Consider the following 18,279-nt stretch of genomic DNA (forward strand, 5'->3'; position numbering starts at 1 on the left):
GAAGATCGCTAAAACGATGAGGAGGTAATATGTTTTCTGTCGGTGATTATGTTCAACCGCGTAAAGGCGGCCCGAAGCTGAAAGTGCTTGAAGTGAATGGTGACAGCGTTGTGGCGGTACAGGCCAGCAATGAGCAAGGCGAGAAATATACCCTGAAAGCGGCCGATCTGGCGCCGTATACTGAAGACGGTGATTTCGGCGTCTGCTGAAAAAATGCCGGGCGGCGTGTTCCGCCCGGTTTACCTGTTTAGATCAGAAAATCTTCCAGTGATTTGCCGTTTGCCAGCGCGCTGGCAATAGGCTTCGGCGTGCGGCCCTGGCCGGTCCACGTTTTCTCTTCACCGTTCTGGTCAATAAAGCGATATTTGGCATCACGCGGCTTGCGCTTTTTCACTGGCTTACCCGCCTGCCCCAGTTCAGAGCCCAGCAGATCGGTCGGTGAAATACCATCGGCTTTCATTCGTTCCAGCAGGGCATTAATTTTCTCCTGCTGTTCAGCCCGCTGCTGCTCTAATTCCGCCAGCTCACTACGTTTCTCTTCAGCAACGACCCTGACCTTTTCCAGCATTTCCTCAAGAACGTCCAGGGATAATTCGCGTGCCATGGCGCGCAGAGTTCGGATATTATTAAGATTCTGTAACGTCAAAGACATATTATTTGAAAACCTTCTCTTTAGGGTAAATAGATAAATCACCGACAGAATAATTCATTTCCGCTGAAATATCTACCCGCGGGGCGTCCCGGCCAATAGCGTAAATATGTTTTACTGCCACCCTTAATATTATCTTATAACGCCTGTGGGATACGCATGGATTCATTCATCCCATCAATATAAATGGTCATCCTTAATCAAAATTTCAGCATCCTGCGCTGTCCAGAAGCGGGTTGAGGCCTTCGTCAGTGAGATGAGACACAACTAACTGATTTACATTAAAAAATCTTCACACGAGACACATTATAACGAAGCGAACAAAAAACCATCAATTTTAGAGAATTTTGTGGACAAAACGCGTTTAAATAAAAATTAATCACTAGTTGTTAGTTCAAACATAGAGATATACGCTATACATATCAAACAAACCAACCTAAAGCACTAATCGCTTCGGGAAAATCGTTTCTTTTGTGTTCTTCTCAAGGAGTTCAGACATGTTCTCACCGCAATCACGCCTTCGCCATGCAGTGGCGGATACTTTCGCGATGGTTGTCTACTGTTCCGTTGTGAACATGCTGATCGAAATATTCCTCTCCGGAATGACCTTCGAGCAGTCACTTTCTTCTCGTCTGGTGGCGATCCCGGTCAATATTATTATTGCATGGCCTTACGGCTTATACCGCGATGCCGTCATGCGTTTCGCACGTCGTATCAGCCCCGCAGGCTGGGTGAAAAACCTGGCGGACGTACTGGCCTATGTGACGTTCCAGTCGCCGGTTTATGTGGCTATTCTGCTGACGGTGGGCGCGGACTGGCACCAGATCGCTGCGGCGGTCAGTTCGAATATTGTGATTTCAATGCTGATGGGGGCGGTATATGGCTATTTCCTCGACTACTGTCGCCGCCTGTTTAAGGTCAGCCAGTACAGCCAGGCAAAAGCGTGATGTGAAGCGACTGGCGCACGCCAGTCGCAAATTTACTGTACGTCGCCAAACAGTCCCTTCAAAAACCGTTCCAGCGCCATACGCGAACTGAAACCATGCGGAATACCATAATGCTCATGCGTCTCTCCGCCTAAATAGAGCGGAAATTGCTGATAGTGATCGCAGGTTTTAATATCCGAGGCAGGCTCAGCAAATGACAGGCTTCTGTCTTTCAGCGTCGGGTGAATAATGAGAGCGGTACGTCCCATTCTTGCTTCACGATTAACGTAAACATAATTCTCGCCACGGCGATATCCATACGCTTTTGGTGTCACCTCATCCATGGTGAATCCCTCTTTTTCAAGAACGCGCGCCACCTCATCAGGTCGTAAATACATATCTTTTCCTCGTTATCTTTTCCTGCCCGGCAACCTTACAGTATTCAGCATTAGCAGGGCTTTCAGAATAGTCCATAAACTGCCGGATAACGCGTGATGCGCTTCAGATATTAAATTTCTGAACTAAACTGAACGGGAACGCAAAATTACGGAGGATCGTATGTTTAACAGACCGAACCGAAACGATATTAATGACGATGCGCAGGATATTCGTAATGATGTCAGCCAATTAGCGGACACGCTGGAAGAGGTGCTGAAATCCTGGGGAAGTGACGCGAAGGACGAAGCGGATGCCGCAAAACGTAAGGCTCAGTCTCTGCTCCGTGAAACCCGCGCGCGCTTAAACGGCCGCACGCGTACGACACAGGCTGCCTGCGATGCGGTCAGCTGCGCAACGACCTTCGTGCGCGAGAAGCCGCTCTGTACGCTCGGCACGGTAGCGGCAGTCGGTATCTTTGTGGGCGCTCTGCTTAGCCTGCGTAAATAACCTGCTCACGCACCGTTATCTGCCCCGGTGGTCAGTGGCTGCCGGGGCTTTTCTTTGCCTTCTCGCCTGTAAAACCCGTATAGCCTGCCCTGCCCCGCTGAGCTCATCATCGTGACAACATCAATCTGAATTTCCCATATCTTGTATGGTTGAAACTTAAGACAACTACATCTAGTATTCCTTTTAGCAAGACACACATAACCTGACGCGATGATTCGCGCCGTTCTCTCATTTTAAATGGAAATACGAATCATGAGCATTATTATTTACACTCGTAACGATTGTGTTCAGTGCCACGCGACCAAACGGGCGATGGAAAGCCGCGGCGTGGCGTTTGAGATGGTGAATATTGACCAGCAGCCCGAGGCCGCCGATACCCTTCGCGCGCAGGGTTTCCGTCAACTTCCGGTGGTGGTGGCCGGGGAGACCAGCTGGTCTGGCTTCCGTCCGGACATGATCAACCGCATCGCCGCGCAGGCCGCACGGGCATGAGCAGACTGGTGTTCTTCTCCAGCAGCTCGGAAAACACGCTCCGTTTTATTGAGCGCGTCGGGCTGCCTGCGGTGCGCATTCCGCTTAACGAGCGGGAGCGGATCCGGGTAGAGGAACCTTACATTCTGGTGGTGCCCAGCTATGGCGGAGGCGGCACGGCGGGCGCAGTGCCTCGCCAGGTGATCCGCTTTCTGAACGATCCTCATAACCGGGAGCTGATCCGCGGCGTCATTGCGGCGGGGAATCGCAATTTCGGCGACGCCTTTGGCCGCGCCGGAGATGTCATCTCTCAAAAATGCGGCGTGCCGTATCTCTATCGCTTTGAGCTGATGGGGACACAGCAGGACGTCGAAAACGTGCGTAAAGGAGTGAACGAATTTTGGCAACGACAACCGCAGAACGGGTAATGCAGGCGACGCCGGATTACCACGCATTAAACGCGATGCTTAACCTCTATGACCGGGAGGGACGCATTCAGTTTGATAAAGACCGTGAGGCGGTGGACGCCTTTTTTGCCGCCCACGTGCGGCCCAACAGCGTGACCTTTACGAGCCAGGATGAACGTCTCGACCACCTGGTTAACGAGGGTTACTACGATGCGCGCGTCCTCACCCGCTACGAACGCGCCTTCGTCGTGAAGCTGTTTGAACGCGCCCACGCCAGCGGCTTTCGTTTCCAGACATTCCTTGGCGCGTGGAAGTTCTACACCAGCTACACCCTGAAGACCTTTGACGGTAAGCGCTACTTAGAAAGCTTTGAAGATCGCGTGGTGATGGTCGCGCTGACCCTGGCGCAGGGCGATGAAGCGCTGGCGCAACAGCTCACCGACGAGATCCTCTCCGGCCGCTTCCAGCCCGCCACGCCCACCTTTCTCAACTGCGGCAAAGCCCAGCGCGGTGAGCTGGTCTCCTGCTTCCTGCTACGTATCGAAGATAATATGGAGTCGATTGGTCGCGCGGTGAACTCGGCGCTGCAGCTTTCCAAACGCGGCGGCGGCGTGGCGTTTTTGCTCTCTAACCTGCGCGAAGCGGGCGCGCCGATCAAGCGCATCGAAAACCAGTCCTCCGGCGTGATCCCGGTGATGAAGATGCTGGAGGATGCGTTCTCCTATGCTAACCAGCTTGGCGCGCGCCAGGGCGCGGGAGCGGTTTACCTGCACGCGCACCATCCGGACATTCTGCGTTTTCTCGATACCAAGCGCGAAAACGCCGACGAAAAAATCCGTATCAAAACCCTGTCGCTTGGCGTGGTGATCCCGGATATCACCTTTAAACTGGCCAAAGAGAATGCCGAGATGGCGCTCTTCTCGCCGTATGACGTTGAGCGAATCTATGGCAAAGCCTTTGGCGACGTGGCCATCAGCGAACTTTATGACGTGCTGGTAGCCGACGAGCGCATTCGCAAAAAATATATCAACGCCCGCGATTTCTTCCAGACGCTTGCCGAAATTCAGTTTGAGTCCGGCTATCCGTACATCATGTACGAAGATACGGTAAACCGCGCGAACCCGATTGCCGGGCGCATCAACATGAGCAACCTGTGCTCGGAGATTTTGCAGGTCAACAGCGCGTCCGGCTATGACGAGAATCTGGACTATGCGGAGATCGGCAAAGACATCTCCTGCAACCTCGGGTCGCTGAATATCGCCCACACCATGGATTCCCCCGACTTTGGCCGCACGATAGAAACCGCCATTCGCGGGCTGACGGCGGTGTCGGACATGAGCCACATCCGCAGCGTGCCGTCCATCGAAGCGGGCAACGCTGCGTCGCACGCTATCGGGCTGGGGCAGATGAACCTCCACGGCTATCTGGCGCGGGAGGGCATCGCCTACGGCAGTCCGGAAGGGCTAGACTTCACCAACCTCTATTTTTACACCGTCACCTGGCACGCGCTGCATACCTCGATGATGCTGGCGCGCGAGCGCAACCAGCATTTTGCGGGCTTTGAGCAGTCCCGCTACGCCAGCGGGGCGTATTTTAGTCCGTATCTTGAAGGCGACTGGCAGCCGAAAACCGAAAAAGTACGCGAACTGTTTGCTCGCGCCGGAATTGTGTTGCCGACGCGCGCGATGTGGCAGCAGTTGCGTGATGACGTGATGCGCTACGGCATCTACAACCAGAACCTGCAGGCCGTACCGCCAACCGGCTCGATCTCCTACATCAATCACGCCACGTCGAGCATTCACCCGATCGTGTCGAAAATTGAAATTCGCAAAGAAGGCAAAACCGGACGCGTTTACTACCCTGCCCCGTTTATGACCAACGAGAACCTGGCTCTGTATCAGGACGCATACGAGATTGGCCCGGAAAAAATCATCGATACCTACGCCGAGGCGACGAAACACGTGGATCAGGGGCTGTCGCTGACGCTGTTCTTCCCGGATACCGCCACCACGCGGGACATCAACAAAGCCCAGATCTACGCCTGGAAGAAAGGCATCAAAACGCTCTACTACATTCGCCTGCGCCAGCTTGCGCTGGAAGGCACCGAAATTGAAGGCTGCGTGTCCTGCGCGCTGTAAGGAGAAAGGATGAAACTGTCACGCGTGAGTGCCGTTAACTGGAACAAAATCCAGGACGATAAAGACCTGGAGGTATGGAACCGCCTGACCAGCAACTTCTGGCTGCCAGAAAAGGTCCCGCTCTCCAACGATATTCCGGCCTGGCAAACCCTGAGCCACGCCGAGCAGCAGCTGACGATCCGCGTCTTTACCGGCCTGACGCTGCTCGACACCATTCAAAATACCGTCGGCGCACCGGCTCTGATGAGTGACGCGCTGACGCCGCACGAAGAGGCGGTGATGTCGAACATCAGCTTTATGGAGGCGGTGCACGCCCGCTCCTACAGTTCGATTTTCTCCACGCTGTGCCAGACCAAAGACGTGGACGCGGCCTACGCATGGAGTGAAGCAAGCGAGTCACTACAGAGAAAGGCGGAGCTGGTGCTGACGTATTATCGGAACGACGAGCCGCTGAAGAAGAAGATCGCCAGCGTGTTTCTGGAATCCTTCCTCTTCTATTCTGGCTTCTGGCTGCCCATGTACTGGTCGAGCCGGGGCAAGCTCACCAACACCGCCGATTTGATTCGCCTCATCATTCGGGATGAAGCGGTGCACGGGTATTACATCGGCTATAAGTATCAGAAAATGCTGGAAAAAGTCAGCAAGGCCAGGCGCGAGGAGCTTAAGGGATTTGCGCTCGATTTGCTGATGGATCTGTACGACAACGAGCTGAGCTATACCGAAGAGCTCTACGCTGGTACCGGCTGGGAGGAAGACGTGAAGGCCTTCCTCTGCTACAACGCCAACAAGGCGCTGATGAACCTGGGTTACGAGGCGCTGTTCCCACCGGAGATGGCGGAGGTGAACCCGGCGATTCTGTCCGCGCTGTCGCCCAACGCCGACGAAAACCACGATTTCTTCTCCGGGTCGGGTTCATCGTACGTGATGGGCAAAGCGGTGGAAACTGAGGATGAAGACTGGGATTTTTAATGAACGTTAACGTTCGTTAATTTAATATAAACCCAACAATTTCCTCTCTAATATTTACAAAGCAACTACACTGTCATTTCTGCGTCATATTCGCCTGAATCACCCGATTCAGGCGAAATTCTCCTGCGCCACAGCAAAAAATTGAGAAAAATTCAGATCACGCTCAGCCCTTTACTCATGGGAAATACAGCCGTTTCGCTTCCCTGAAAATTCACGTCATAAGCAAACCCAGGGTTGTCTCAGATTCTCAGTATGTTAGGGTTATGCCCGTTAACAATTTACCATGGTAATCATATCGACATAAACAAATAACAGGACACTCTCTATTGCATGGCAATTAAATTAGAAGTGAAAAATCTTTATAAAGTATTTGGCGAGCATCCGCAGCGCGCATTCAAATATATTGAGAAAGGCCTTTCGAAAGAGCAAATTCTGGAAAAAACCGGGCTATCGCTTGGCGTTAAAGACGCCAGTCTGGCCATTGAAGAAGGCGAGATTTTTGTCATCATGGGATTATCCGGTTCGGGTAAATCCACTATGGTTCGCCTTCTCAATCGCCTGATTGAACCCACCCGCGGACAGGTACTGATTGACGGCGTGGATATCGCCAGAATATCAGACGCCGAACTTCGCGAGGTGCGCAGAAAGAAGATTGCAATGGTATTCCAGTCATTCGCGCTGATGCCGCACATGACGGTGCTGGATAATACCGCTTTCGGCATGGAATTAGCCGTCACACCCGCGCAGGAACGTCAGGAAAAAGCCCTTGATGCCCTGCGTCAGGTAGGGCTGGAAAATTATGCGCATGCGTACCCGGATGAACTTTCCGGCGGTATGCGTCAGCGCGTGGGATTAGCCCGCGCATTAGCCATTAATCCAGACATTTTATTAATGGACGAAGCTTTCTCCGCCCTCGATCCGTTAATTCGCACCGAGATGCAGGATGAGCTGGTAAAATTACAGGCTAAACATCAGCGAACCATTGTCTTTATTTCCCACGATTTGGATGAAGCCATGCGTATTGGCGACCGTATAGCCATTATGCAAAACGGTGAAGTGGTGCAGGTCGGCACGCCGGATGAAATACTCAATAATCCGGCGAATGATTATGTCCGCACCTTCTTCCGCGGCGTGGATATTAGCCAGGTCTTTAGCGCCAAAGATATTGCCCGTCGAACGCCAAACGGCATTATTCGTAAAACCCCAGGCTTCGGCCCGCGCTCGGCGCTTAAGCTGCTGCAGGACGAAGACCGTGAATACGGTTATCTGGTTGAACGCGGCAATAAATTTGTCGGCGTTGTCTCCATCGACTCTCTGAAAACCGCGCTCAGCGAAAACCAGGGGATCGATGCGGCGTTGATTGACGCTCCGCTTGCCGTGGACGCCGAAACGCCGCTCAGCGAGTTGCTCTCTCACGTAGGGCAGGCGCCGTGCGCCGTGCCGGTGGTGGGTGAGGAACAACAGTACGTCGGCATCATCTCAAAACGGATGCTGCTGCAGGCTTTAGATCGCGAGGGGGCAAACAATGGCTGACCAAACTAACCCGTGGGGTACCACTGAAGCGGCGGATAACGCTGCACAATCCGCCGACGCGTGGGGTTCCACGCCAGCCCCCGCCGACGGCGGCGGCGCGGCAGACTGGCTGAACAGCGCCCCCGCGCCTGCGCCAGAACACTTCAACATCATGGACCCGTTCCATAAAACGCTGATCCCGCTGGACAGCTGGGTCACGGAGGGGATCGACTGGGTGGTGACGCACTTCCGCCCGGTGTTCCAGGGGATCCGCATCCCGGTGGATTACATCCTGAACGGCTTCCAGCAGCTGATGCTGGGCATGCCGGCACCGGTGGCGATTATCCTGTTCTCCCTGATCGCCTGGCAGTTTGGCAGCGCCGGCATGGGTGTCGCCACGCTGATTTCGCTGATTGCCATCGGCGCGATTGGGGCCTGGTCGCAGGCGATGATCACCCTGGCGCTGGTGCTGACCGCCCTGCTCTTTTGCATTGTCATCGGCCTGCCGATGGGGATCTGGCTGGCGCGCAGCCCGCGGGCAGCGAAGATTATCCGTCCGCTGCTGGATGCAATGCAGACCACCCCGGCGTTCGTCTATCTGGTGCCGATTGTGATGCTGTTCGGCATCGGCAACGTGCCGGGCGTGGTGGTCACCATTATCTTTGCCCTGCCGCCGATTATTCGTCTGACCATTCTCGGGATCAACCAGGTGCCTGCGGACCTGATCGAAGCGTCACGCTCGTTCGGTGCCAGCCCGCGCCAGATGCTGTTTAAGGTTCAGCTCCCGCTGGCCATGCCAACCATCATGGCGGGCGTTAACCAGACGCTGATGCTGGCCCTGTCGATGGTGGTGATTGCCTCGATGATCGCCGTTGGCGGTCTCGGCCAGATGGTGCTGCGCGGCATTGGCCGTCTCGACATGGGGCTGGCCACCGTCGGCGGCGTCGGGATCGTGATCCTCGCCATTATTCTTGACCGCCTGACCCAGGCCGTCGGTCGCGATTCACGCAGTCGCGGCAACCGTCGCTGGTATTCCACCGGCCCTGTCGGGTTACTCACCCGCCCCTTTAGAAAATAAGGAACAACGATGCGACATAACGTCCTTTTTGCCACAGCGTTTGCCACCCTTGTCTCCACCAGCACGTTCGCGGCTGATCTGCCGGGGAAAGGCATTACCGTGCAGCCGGTGCAGAGCACCATTTCGGAAGAGAGCTTCCAGACCCTGATCGTCAGCCGCGCGCTGGAAAAACTCGGCTACACGGTTAACACGCCGAGCGAAGTGGATTACAACGTGGGCTATACCTCGATTGCCTCCGGTGACGCCACCTTCACCGCCGTGAACTGGCAGCCGCTGCACGACGACATGTATGCCGCCGCCGGTGGCGACAAGAAATTCTACCGTGAAGGCACCTTTGTCACCGGCGCGGCGCAGGGATATCTGATCGACAAGAAAACCGCCGACCAGTACCACATCACCAATATCGAACAGCTGAAAGATCCGAAGATCGCCAAACTGTTCGACACCAACGGTGACGGCAAGGCCGACATGATGGGCTGCTCGCCGGGCTGGGGCTGTGAAGCGGTGATTAACCACCAGAACAAGGCGTTCGATCTGGCGAAAACGGTCGACGTGAGCCACGGCAACTATTCTGCGATGATGGCCGACACCATTGCCCGCTTCAAAGAGGGTAAACCGGTGATTTACTACACCTGGACGCCATACTGGGTGAGCGACGTGCTGAAGCCGGGGAAAGACGTGGTGTGGCTGCAGGTGCCGTTCTCCTCCCTGCCGGGCGAGCAGAAAGATATCGACACCAAACTGCCGAACGGCATGAACTACGGCTTCCCGGTGAACACCATGCATATCGTGGCGAACAAAGCCTGGGCCGAGAAAAACCCGGCCGCGGCGAAGCTGTTCTCGGTGATGAAGCTGCCGCTGGCGGACATCAACGCCCAGAACGCGATGATGCACGCGGGTAAATCGTCTGAGGCAGATGTCAAAGGCCACGTCGACGGCTGGATCAAAGCCCACCAGCAGCAGTTTGACGGCTGGGTAAAAGAGGCGCTTGAGGCGCAGAAGTAAAAAACAAAACCCTGCCCCTCACCCTAACCCGCTCCCCAAAGGGGAGAGGACTGGGGTGAGGGGCTAACCGCACAAACACACACATAACAATCCCCCAACATTCACAATCATTCGCTATTATGGTTTCCGGAAAAATAATCACTTAACTAACGATTCCTGAAACTAATGACAAAAACAGCTCAAGGGCTTAGCCCCGCACTCATTCTTTTAATGTCCGTGGCCACGGGTCTGGCCGTCGCCAGCAACTATTACGCGCAACCTCTTCTCGACACCATCGCCCGCGCGTTTGACCTTTCCGCCAGTTCAGCAGGCTTTATTGTCACCGCAGCCCAGCTCGGTTATGCCGCCGGGCTGCTGTTCCTGGTGCCGCTCGGCGATATGTTTGAACGCCGAATGCTGATCGTCTCCATGACCCTGCTGGCCGCCGGTGGGATGCTGATCACCGCCAGCAGCCAGTCGCTGACGATGATGATTATCGGTACCGCGCTGACGGGGTTGTTCTCCGTAGTAGCGCAAATTCTGGTCCCGCTCGCAGCGACCCTCGCCTCCCCGGAAAAACGCGGCAAGGTGGTGGGCACCATCATGAGCGGCCTGCTGCTGGGGATTTTGCTGGCGCGTACCGTTGCCGGGCTGCTGGCAAGCCTCGGCGGCTGGCGCACCGTATACTGGGTGGCGAGCGTGCTGATGGTCGTCATGGCGCTGGCGCTGTGGCGCGGGCTGCCAAAAGTGAAGCAGGAAAATCACCTGAACTACCCGCAGCTGCTGGCCTCCGTTTTCAGCCTGTTCACCCAGGATAAACTTCTGCGCACCCGCGCCCTGCTGGGCTGCTTCACCTTCGCCAACTTCAGCATTCTGTGGACGTCGATGGCGTTTCTGCTGGCCGCGCCGCCGTTCAATTATTCCGAAGGGGTGATTGGCCTGTTCGGTCTGGCCGGTGCCGCAGGCGCACTGGGCGCGCGTCCCGCAGGCGGGCTGGCCGACAAGGGCAAATCCCACCTGACCACCTCCGCGGGGCTGATATTACTCCTGCTCTCCTGGGCGGCAATCTGGTATGGGCACGTCTCGGTGCTGGCGCTGATCGTCGGTATCCTGGTGCTCGATCTCACCGTGCAGGGCGTTCACATCACCAATCAGACCGTCATCTATCGCGTGAAGCCAGAGGCGCGTAACCGCCTGACGGCCGGGTACATGACCAGCTACTTCATTGGCGGCGCGGCGGGCTCGCTCATTTCCGCCTCGGCGTGGCAGCATGCCGGCTGGTCAGGGGTATGTGCGATCGGCGCCATCGTCGCCACGCTTAACCTGCTAGTATGGTGGCGCGGCTACCATCGTCAGGATGCAATTCATTAAGTTTTACATTGCGTTGGCCTCTTAGGGTGTTAAGAGGCCCTTCACTCTGTTAATGTAAACGTAATCATTTATCCCAGAAATTTTAATGTGGGTGACATATTTACAATTGGCATGAATAGTTCAGACCCCCGTCCTCACATCCTCTCTTCAGCGGGTTCACACCCTACGCTTTCTGTGCTCACCGGGTCACGGACTTACCCGGCGCTTTCTGATGGTGACATTAATTTGGCGGATATAACCGCACAAATAATTCATTTACATTATTTGTCACTATCGTTACTATATCGGCTGTAATTAATGAGGTTATGCCCAAATGGATAGTTCGTTTACGCCCATTGAACAAATGCTTAAATTCCGCGCCAGTCGCCATGAGGACTTCCCGTACCAGGAAATCCTGCTGACTCGCCTGTGCATGCACATGCAGGGTAAGCTACTGGAAAACCGTAATAAAATGCTGAAAGCTCAAGGGATTAACGAGACATTGTTTATGGCGTTGATCACGCTGGAGTCTCAGGAAAACCACAGCATTCAGCCTTCCGAGCTGAGCTGCGCGCTGGGCTCCTCCCGTACCAATGCGACCCGAATTGCCGATGAGCTCGAAAAGCGTGGCTGGATTGAGCGCCGTGAAAGCGACAACGATCGCCGCTGCCTGCATCTGCAACTGACCGATAAAGGTCACCAGTTCCTGCGCGAGGTGCTGCCACCTCAGCACAATTGCCTGCACAAACTCTGGTCCGCCCTCAGCACCGCCGAGCGTGACCAGCTTGAGCACATCACTCGCAAGCTGCTCACCCGTCTGGACCAGATGGATGAAGACGGCGCCGTTCTTGAGGCGCTGCGCTAACGCGACGACACGCTCACCATTCCAGATTCATAAGAAAACCGACAGGCCAGCACGTCACACTGCTGGCCTTTCTGACAACAGGTCGGCTCAGCCGATGTGAAAATAAGAAGATCGTGGAGAACAACAATGAGCGCAAATGCGGAGAGCACTACCCCGCAGCAACCGGCCAACAAGAAAGGCAAACGTAAGAGCGCCCTTCTTCTGTTGACCTTGCTCTTTATCATTATTGCCGTGGCATATGGGATCTATTGGTTTTTAGTACTGCGTCATGCTGAAGAGACTGACGACGCGTACGTGGCAGGGAACCAGGTACAAATTATGGCGCAGGTGTCGGGCAGCGTGACGAAAGTCTGGGCTGACAATACCGACTTTGTGCAAAAAGGCGATGTGTTGGTGACTCTCGATCCAACCGACGCCCAGCAGGCGTTTGAAAAAGCACAGACCGCGCTGGCCTCCAGCGTCCGTCAGACCCGCCAGCTGATGATCAACAGCAAGCAGTTGCAGGCCAACATCGACGTGCAGAAAACTGCACTCGCACAGGCGCAGAGCGATCTGAACCGCCGCGTGCCGCTCGGCACCGCCAACCTGATTGGCCGTGAAGAGCTGCAGCACGCCCGCGACGCCGTCGCCAGCGCTCAGGCACAGCTGGATGTGGCCATTCAACAGTACAACGCCAACCAGGCGATGGTGCTGGGCACCAGCCTGGAAAACCAGCCTGCCGTTCAGCAGGCGGCGACCGAAGTGCGCAACGCGTGGCTTGCCCTGCAGCGTACTAAAATCGTCAGCCCAATGACCGGCTATGTCTCCCGTCGTTCCGTTCAGCCTGGGGCGCAGATTAGCCCGACCACGCCGCTGATGGCGGTCGTACCGGCAGACAACCTGTGGGTCGACGCCAACTTTAAAGAGACGCAGCTTGCGCATATGCGTATCGGCCAGACCGCGACGGTTGTCAGCGACATCTATGGCGATGACGTGAAGTACACCGGGAAAGTGGTGGGTCTGGATATGGGGACCGGCAGCGCCTTCTCCCTGCTGCCTGCGCAGAACGCCACCGGTAACTGGATCAAAGTCGTACAGCGTCTGCCCGTGCGTATCGAACTGGATGCCAAACAGCTGGCGGATCACCCGCTGCGTATCGGCCTCTCCACGCTGGTGACGGTTGACACCGCCAACCGCGACGGTCAGATCCTGGCAAGCCAGGTGCGTAGCAGCCCGGCTTATGAAAGTAACGCCCGTGAAATTAGCCTCGATCCGGTCAACAAGCTGATCGATGACATCGTGAAGGCAAACGCCGGTTAATCCGAAGGTGAGCGTTATGCAACAGCAAAAGCCGCAAAAACCGCTCGAAGGCGCGCAGCTGGTCATTATGACGATTGCGCTGTCGCTGGCGACATTCATGCAGGTGCTGGACTCCACCATCGCAAACGTGGCGATCCCAACCATCGCCGGTAACCTTGGCTCGTCGCTGAGCCAGGGGACCTGGGTCATTACCTCGTTTGGGGTGGCAAACGCCATCTCCATTCCGATCACCGGCTGGCTGGCAAAGCGCGTCGGTGAGGTGAAGCTGTTCCTCTGGTCCACGGTGGCGTTTGTACTGGCCTCGTGGGCGTGCGGCATGTCCAGCAGCCTGACGATGCTGATTTTCTTCCGCGTCATTCAGGGGATTGTCGCGGGGCCGCTGATCCCGCTTTCTCAGAGTTTGCTGCTGAGCAACTACCCTCCCGCAAAACGTTCCGTCGCGCTGGCGCTCTGGTCGATGACCGTTATCGTCGCGCCTATCTGCGGACCGATTCTGGGCGGGTACATCAGCGATAACTACCACTGGGGCTGGATCTTCTTCATCAACGTACCGATTGGCGCCGTCGTGGTATTGATGACGCTGCAGTCGCTGCGGGGACGAGAGACGCGCACCGAACAACGGCGTATCGACAGCATCGGGCTGGCGCTGCTGATCCTGGGTATCGGCAGTCTGCAGATTATGCTCGACCGCGGTAAAGAGCTCGACTGGTTCAACTCGCAGGAAATTATCATCCTGACCATTGTCGCGGTGGTGTCGATCAGCTTCCTGATCGTCTGGGAGCTGACGGACGACAACCCGATAGTCGATCTCTCGCTGTTTAAGTCGCGAAACTTCACCATCGGCTGCCTGTGTATCAGCCTCGCCTATATGCTCTACTTCGGCGCGATTGTTCTGCTGCCGCAGCTGTTGCAGGAGGTGTATGGCTATACCGCCACCTGGGCGGGTCTGGCGTCGGCACCCGTTGGGGTGATCCCGGTCCTGCTGTCGCCGATAATTGGCCGCTTCGCCCATAAGCTCGACATGCGTCGGCTGGTGACGTTCAGCTTCATCATGTATGCGGTGTGCTTCTACTGGCGTGCGTATACCTTTGAACCGGGAATGGACTTTGGCGCCTCGGCGTGGCCGCAGTTCATTCAGGGCTTTGCGGTGGCGTGCTTCTTTATGCCGCTGACCACCATCACGCTCTCTGGCTTACCGCCCGAGCGTCTGGCGGCCGCGTCGAGCCTGTCGAACTTCACCCGTACGCTGGCAGGCTCCATCGGGACGTCGATCACCACCACCCTGTGGACGAACCGCGAATCGATGCACCATGCCCAGCTGACCGAAGCGGTGAACCCGTACAACCCGAATGCTCAGCAGATGTATAGCCAGCTTCAGGGGATGGGAATGACGGAGCAGCAGGCGTCCGGCTGGATTGCCCAGCAGATCACCAACCAGGGGCTGATTATCTCGGCCAACGAGATTTTCTGGATATCGGCAGGGATCTTTATCGTCCTGCTGGGGCTGGTGTGGTTTGCCAGACCGCCGTTTGGTGCTGGTGGCGGCGGTGGCGGCGCGCACTAGTTCTGTGCGACGGTTGCCCGGTGGCGCTACGCTTACCGGGCCTACGAACGTAGGCCGGATAAGGCGTAGCCGCCATCCGGCAAAAAACCGCACTGTGTCCAGAACGCGACAGCCATTGTCAGTTCCGATAAAGCAGCGCGCCTGAAATCGATTCACGATAGTGAAAAGACAACAGGAGCGCATCATGCTGAACACACCCGCCGACAAGTACCAACCCTATCCCACCCTTTCCCTGCCCGACCGTCGCTGGCCGGAGCAACGCATCACCCGCGCGCCGCGCTGGCTCTCGACCGACCTGCGCGACGGCAACCAGGCCCTTGCCGAGCCGATGGACAGCGCCCGCAAGCTGCAGTTCTGGGCACTGCTGCTGGGCTGCGGATTCAAAGAGATCGAGGTTGCCTTTCCTTCCGCCTCACAGACGGATTTCAACTTCGTTCGCCAGCTGATTGAAGAGAACCGCATCCCGGATGACGTGACGATTCAGGTGCTCACTCAGGCACGGGAAGATCTCATCCATCGCACTTTTGAATCCCTGCGCGGCGCGAAGCAGGCTACCGTCCATCTGTATAACGCCACCGCTCCGCTGTTCCGCCGCCTGGTCTTCGGTATGGAGAAAGCGCAAATCGTTGAGCTGGCGACGCGCTCGACGCGGCTTATTCGCCAGCTGTGTGAGGAAAATCCCGACACCCGCTGGCAATATGAATACTCCCCGGAAACCTTCTGCTTTACCGAGCCGGAGTTTGCGCTGGAGATTTGTGAAGCCGTGGCGGAAATCTGGCAGCCGTGCGACGAACGCCCGATGGTGATCAACTTACCTGCCACCGTCGAAGTGAGCACGCCGAACGTCTATGCCGACCAGATCGAGTATTTCTGCCGCCACTTCAGCCGCCGCCGCGATGTCTGCATCAGCGTGCATCCGCATAACGACCGCGGTACCGGCGTTGCCTGCGCGGAGCTGGCCGTAATGGCGGGGGCTGACCGCGTGGAGGGCTGTCTGTTTGGTAACGGGGAACGTACGGGCAACGTCTGCCTGGTGACGCTGGCAATGAACCTCTACAGCCAGGGGGTTAGCCCGAATCTGGACTTTAGCGATATGAATCGGGTGGTGGAAGTGGTGGAAACCTGCAATCAGCTGCCGGTCCACCCGCGCCATCCGTGGGCAGGACGGCTGGCCTATACCGCCTTCTCCGGTTCGCACCAGGACGCGATTAAAAAAGGCTTTGATGCCCGCAGGCCAGGCGATCGCTGGGAGATGCCTTACCTGCCTGTCGATCCTCAGGATATTGGCTGCACCTACGAAGCGGTGATCCGCGTAAACAGCCAGTCAGGAAAAAGCGGCAGCGCGTGGCTGATTGAGCAGAATCATGGTCTGAAACTGCCCCGCGCCCTGCAGCAGGATTTCAGCCAGCACGTGCAGCAGGAAACCGATCGTCACGGAAAAGAGATGACGCAAAATGCACTGTGGCAGCTGTTCCGCACCCGCTACGGCCTGGTGGCCACGCCGCACTATGCGCTGCAATCCTACCGCAGCGACAGCCAGCAGGACGGCCAGCTGCGTTTGACGGCCAGCGTCGTCACACAGGGAGGAACGCGCCAACTGGAAGGTCAGGGCAACGGTCTGCTCTCCGCCGCCGCTCACGGCCTGAGCCGCTGGGTCAACACCCCGTTCGTGATTAAGGATTATCACGAGCATACGTTAGGTGAACGCAGCGACAGCCGCTCGGTGGCCTACATCCGCTGTCTGTTCCAGGACGGCAGCAGCCGCTGGGGCGTGGGCATTGATAGCGACGTGGCGCGCGCGTCGCTTCAGGCGCTCTTTAACGCCGTCAGTCGTTCTTAAAGTAATCGCTGGGAGAGACGCCCATCACCCGACGGAACATGGCCGTAAAGGCGCTGTGGCTGCCGTACCCCAGATCCAGCGCCACGCGTAATACCGGCTGGCCCTGCGCCAGCCGCACTAAGGCTTCCAGCAGGCGCGCCCTTCTCAACCACTCTCCGTAGCTTAATCCCGTCTGCTGCTGAAAATGGCGGTTCAGCGTGCGCTCGCTCATGTTCATCATGCTCGCAGCCTGAGCGCTGCTCCAGCTTTCACCCGGGTGTTGCCGGATTTGCAGACACAGGCGACGTAGCGCCTCACTTTCCGGCTCCGGCAGGTGAAACGGCAGCACTGGCATAGTGCGGATTTCATCGAGAATGAGCTCATAGACGCGCTCATCCCGGCTTCCGGGTGAGTACGATTCAGGTAAAGCAAGGCAGACGAGGATCAGCTCGCGCAGCAGCGGCGTTATTTGCACGATCTGGCAGGTGGCCGGGAGATCGGCCCGCGCCAGCGGATCGATAAACAGCGTTCGCGCCGCCACGTTGCCGGTAATGCGCAGGGAATGCTGCGTGCCCGCAGGCAGCCAGACGCCGCGACCGGGAGGAACAACCCAACAGCCTGATGCGGTATCCACCCGTACCACGCCGCTCAGGGTGTGCAGCAGCTGCGCGCAGTCGTGCTTGTGCCAGGGTTCGCTGTCACCATGAACGTAATCATGGGCAAACGGAACGAGGGGACGGTGGGTAAAGGAGAAGGTTAAGGTTGTGGTCAAAGGAGGCACCAACACAATGTAGGCCCGGTAAGCGAAGCGCCACCGGGCATCCACAGGCACAATACTAGATGTGCAGTTCCTGCAGTTTTTCTTTCGGCAGGGCCAGCTCTTCGTTGCTGTTCACGCGAACGTCGCGTTCGATGATGTGGCGCGCGATCTCCTGCGCTTCTTCCAGAGAGTGCATCTGGTAGGTACCGCACTGGTAAACGTTCAGCTCAGGGATCTGGTTCTGCTCTTTCACCTTCAGCACGTCCTGCATGGCCGATTTCCAGGCATCTGCCACACGTTTCTCTTCAGGCTGACCAATCAGGCTCATGTAGAAACCGGTACGGCAGCCCATCGGAGAGATATCGATGATCTCAACGCCGTTGCCGTTCAGGTGGTCACGCATGAAGCCAGCGAACAGGTGTTCCAGCGTATGAATGCCTTTCTCCGGCATCACTTCTTTGTTTGGCACGCAGAAACGCAGATCGAAGACGGTGATCGTGTCGCCGTGCGGGGTGTGCATGGTCTTTGCCACGCGGACTGCAGGTGCTTCCATACGGGTATGGTCGACAGTAAAGCTATCTAATAACGGCATACGTCACCTCC

19 protein-coding genes are annotated in these 18,279 nt (G+C 56.6%); 15 read left to right on the forward strand and 4 right to left on the reverse strand.

The window, feature by feature from the left end; translation table 11 throughout:
- The first annotated feature begins 29 nt into the window (after nucleotides 1-29).
- The gene (locus KGP25_RS18755; RefSeq protein WP_048029253.1) at nucleotides 30-209 is read left to right on the forward strand and encodes a hypothetical protein; all 180 of its coding nucleotides are present in this window, start codon (nucleotides 30-32) and stop codon (nucleotides 207-209) included.
- Nucleotides 210-247: 38 nt separating this feature from the next.
- Here the strand turns inward: KGP25_RS18755 and stpA are convergent, their stop codons facing one another.
- The gene (gene stpA / locus KGP25_RS18760) at nucleotides 248-652 is read right to left on the reverse strand and encodes a DNA-binding protein StpA (RefSeq protein ID WP_048029252.1); all 405 of its coding nucleotides are present in this window, start codon (nucleotides 650-652) and stop codon (nucleotides 248-250) included.
- Between the two features lie 494 nt (nucleotides 653-1,146).
- On the opposite strand from stpA, the gene alaE reads away from it, so the two are divergent.
- Entirely contained in the window at nucleotides 1,147-1,596 is a 450-nt protein-coding gene (alaE, locus tag KGP25_RS18765; RefSeq protein ID WP_023617655.1) for an L-alanine exporter AlaE, read from the forward strand.
- Nucleotides 1,597-1,628: 32 nt separating this feature from the next.
- Here the strand turns inward: alaE and KGP25_RS18770 are convergent, their stop codons facing one another.
- Nucleotides 1,629-1,973 carry a DUF2002 family protein gene (locus KGP25_RS18770; RefSeq protein WP_008502568.1) on the reverse strand — a complete coding sequence of 115 codons (345 nt, stop codon included), beginning with the start codon at nucleotides 1,971-1,973 and terminating at the stop codon, nucleotides 1,629-1,631.
- A 160-nt stretch (nucleotides 1,974-2,133) separates the two neighbouring features.
- Between KGP25_RS18770 and KGP25_RS18775 the strand changes: the two genes are divergently transcribed.
- The 13 genes from KGP25_RS18775 to leuA all read left to right on the forward strand — a co-directional run bounded on the left by KGP25_RS18775 (nucleotide 2,134) and on the right by leuA (nucleotide 16,937).
- Nucleotides 2,134-2,460 (forward strand): DUF883 domain-containing protein, encoded by a 327-nt coding sequence (locus KGP25_RS18775; RefSeq protein ID WP_008502569.1) that lies wholly within the window; start codon nucleotides 2,134-2,136, stop codon nucleotides 2,458-2,460.
- Nucleotides 2,461-2,712: 252 nt separating this feature from the next.
- Nucleotides 2,713-2,952 carry a glutaredoxin-like protein NrdH gene (nrdH, locus tag KGP25_RS18780; RefSeq protein WP_008502570.1) on the forward strand — a complete coding sequence of 80 codons (240 nt, stop codon included), beginning with the start codon at nucleotides 2,713-2,715 and terminating at the stop codon, nucleotides 2,950-2,952.
- Nucleotides 2,949-3,359: a class Ib ribonucleoside-diphosphate reductase assembly flavoprotein NrdI gene (gene nrdI, locus KGP25_RS18785; RefSeq protein ID WP_024907682.1), complete on the forward strand. Its 411-nt coding sequence runs from the start codon at nucleotides 2,949-2,951 to the stop codon at nucleotides 3,357-3,359. The genes nrdH and nrdI overlap by 4 nt, the downstream gene beginning before the upstream one ends.
- Complete coding sequence (gene nrdE / locus KGP25_RS18790) at nucleotides 3,332-5,476, forward strand: class 1b ribonucleoside-diphosphate reductase subunit alpha (RefSeq protein WP_223539473.1); 2,145 nt, start codon at nucleotides 3,332-3,334, stop codon at nucleotides 5,474-5,476. The genes nrdI and nrdE overlap by 28 nt, the downstream gene beginning before the upstream one ends.
- A 9-nt stretch (nucleotides 5,477-5,485) precedes the next feature.
- Nucleotides 5,486-6,445 carry a class 1b ribonucleoside-diphosphate reductase subunit beta gene (gene nrdF, locus KGP25_RS18795; protein ID WP_223539474.1) on the forward strand — a complete coding sequence of 320 codons (960 nt, stop codon included), beginning with the start codon at nucleotides 5,486-5,488 and terminating at the stop codon, nucleotides 6,443-6,445.
- Nucleotides 6,446-6,775: 330 nt separating this feature from the next.
- Nucleotides 6,776-7,978, forward strand: a complete 1,203-nt coding sequence (gene proV, locus KGP25_RS18800; protein ID WP_223539475.1) for a glycine betaine/L-proline ABC transporter ATP-binding protein ProV — start codon at nucleotides 6,776-6,778, stop codon at nucleotides 7,976-7,978.
- A complete protein-coding gene (gene proW, locus KGP25_RS18805; RefSeq protein WP_008502575.1) occupies nucleotides 7,971-9,035 on the forward strand; it encodes a glycine betaine/L-proline ABC transporter permease ProW in 1,065 nt (354 codons plus the stop codon). Before proV ends, proW begins: the two co-directional genes overlap by 8 nt.
- Before the next feature lie 9 nt (nucleotides 9,036-9,044).
- Entirely contained in the window at nucleotides 9,045-10,040 is a 996-nt protein-coding gene (gene proX / locus KGP25_RS18810; protein ID WP_048029249.1) for a glycine betaine/L-proline ABC transporter substrate-binding protein ProX, read from the forward strand.
- A gap of 165 nt (nucleotides 10,041-10,205) precedes the next feature.
- Entirely contained in the window at nucleotides 10,206-11,390 is a 1,185-nt protein-coding gene (locus tag KGP25_RS18815) for an MFS transporter (RefSeq protein ID WP_045909302.1), read from the forward strand.
- A 313-nt stretch (nucleotides 11,391-11,703) separates the two neighbouring features.
- Nucleotides 11,704-12,234, forward strand: coding sequence for a transcriptional repressor MprA (gene mprA / locus KGP25_RS18820; RefSeq protein ID WP_023308933.1), 531 nt, complete (start codon nucleotides 11,704-11,706; stop codon nucleotides 12,232-12,234).
- Between the two features lie 126 nt (nucleotides 12,235-12,360).
- Nucleotides 12,361-13,533, forward strand: coding sequence for a multidrug efflux MFS transporter periplasmic adaptor subunit EmrA (gene emrA / locus KGP25_RS18825; RefSeq protein WP_045909303.1), 1,173 nt, complete (start codon nucleotides 12,361-12,363; stop codon nucleotides 13,531-13,533).
- 16 nt (nucleotides 13,534-13,549) lie between these two features.
- Entirely contained in the window at nucleotides 13,550-15,097 is a 1,548-nt protein-coding gene (gene emrB / locus KGP25_RS18830) for a multidrug efflux MFS transporter permease subunit EmrB (protein WP_028014182.1), read from the forward strand.
- Nucleotides 15,098-15,281: 184 nt separating this feature from the next.
- A complete protein-coding gene (gene leuA, locus KGP25_RS18835; protein ID WP_223539476.1) occupies nucleotides 15,282-16,937 on the forward strand; it encodes a 2-isopropylmalate synthase in 1,656 nt (551 codons plus the stop codon).
- On the opposite strand, the gene KGP25_RS18840 is transcribed toward leuA, so the two are convergent.
- Together KGP25_RS18840 and luxS are read right to left on the reverse strand one after the other, a co-directional pair.
- Nucleotides 16,924-17,688, reverse strand: a complete 765-nt coding sequence (locus KGP25_RS18840) for a helix-turn-helix transcriptional regulator (protein WP_223539477.1) — start codon at nucleotides 17,686-17,688, stop codon at nucleotides 16,924-16,926. The genes leuA and KGP25_RS18840 overlap by 14 nt on opposite strands.
- 64 nt (nucleotides 17,689-17,752) lie before the next feature.
- Complete coding sequence (gene luxS / locus KGP25_RS18845) at nucleotides 17,753-18,268, reverse strand: S-ribosylhomocysteine lyase (RefSeq protein ID WP_223539478.1); 516 nt, start codon at nucleotides 18,266-18,268, stop codon at nucleotides 17,753-17,755.
- Between the last annotated feature and the right edge of the window lie 11 nt (nucleotides 18,269-18,279).

This window comes from Enterobacter sp. JBIWA003, from assembly GCF_019968825.1.
GTDB classification, from domain to species: domain Bacteria; phylum Pseudomonadota; class Gammaproteobacteria; order Enterobacterales; family Enterobacteriaceae; genus Enterobacter; species Enterobacter quasiroggenkampii.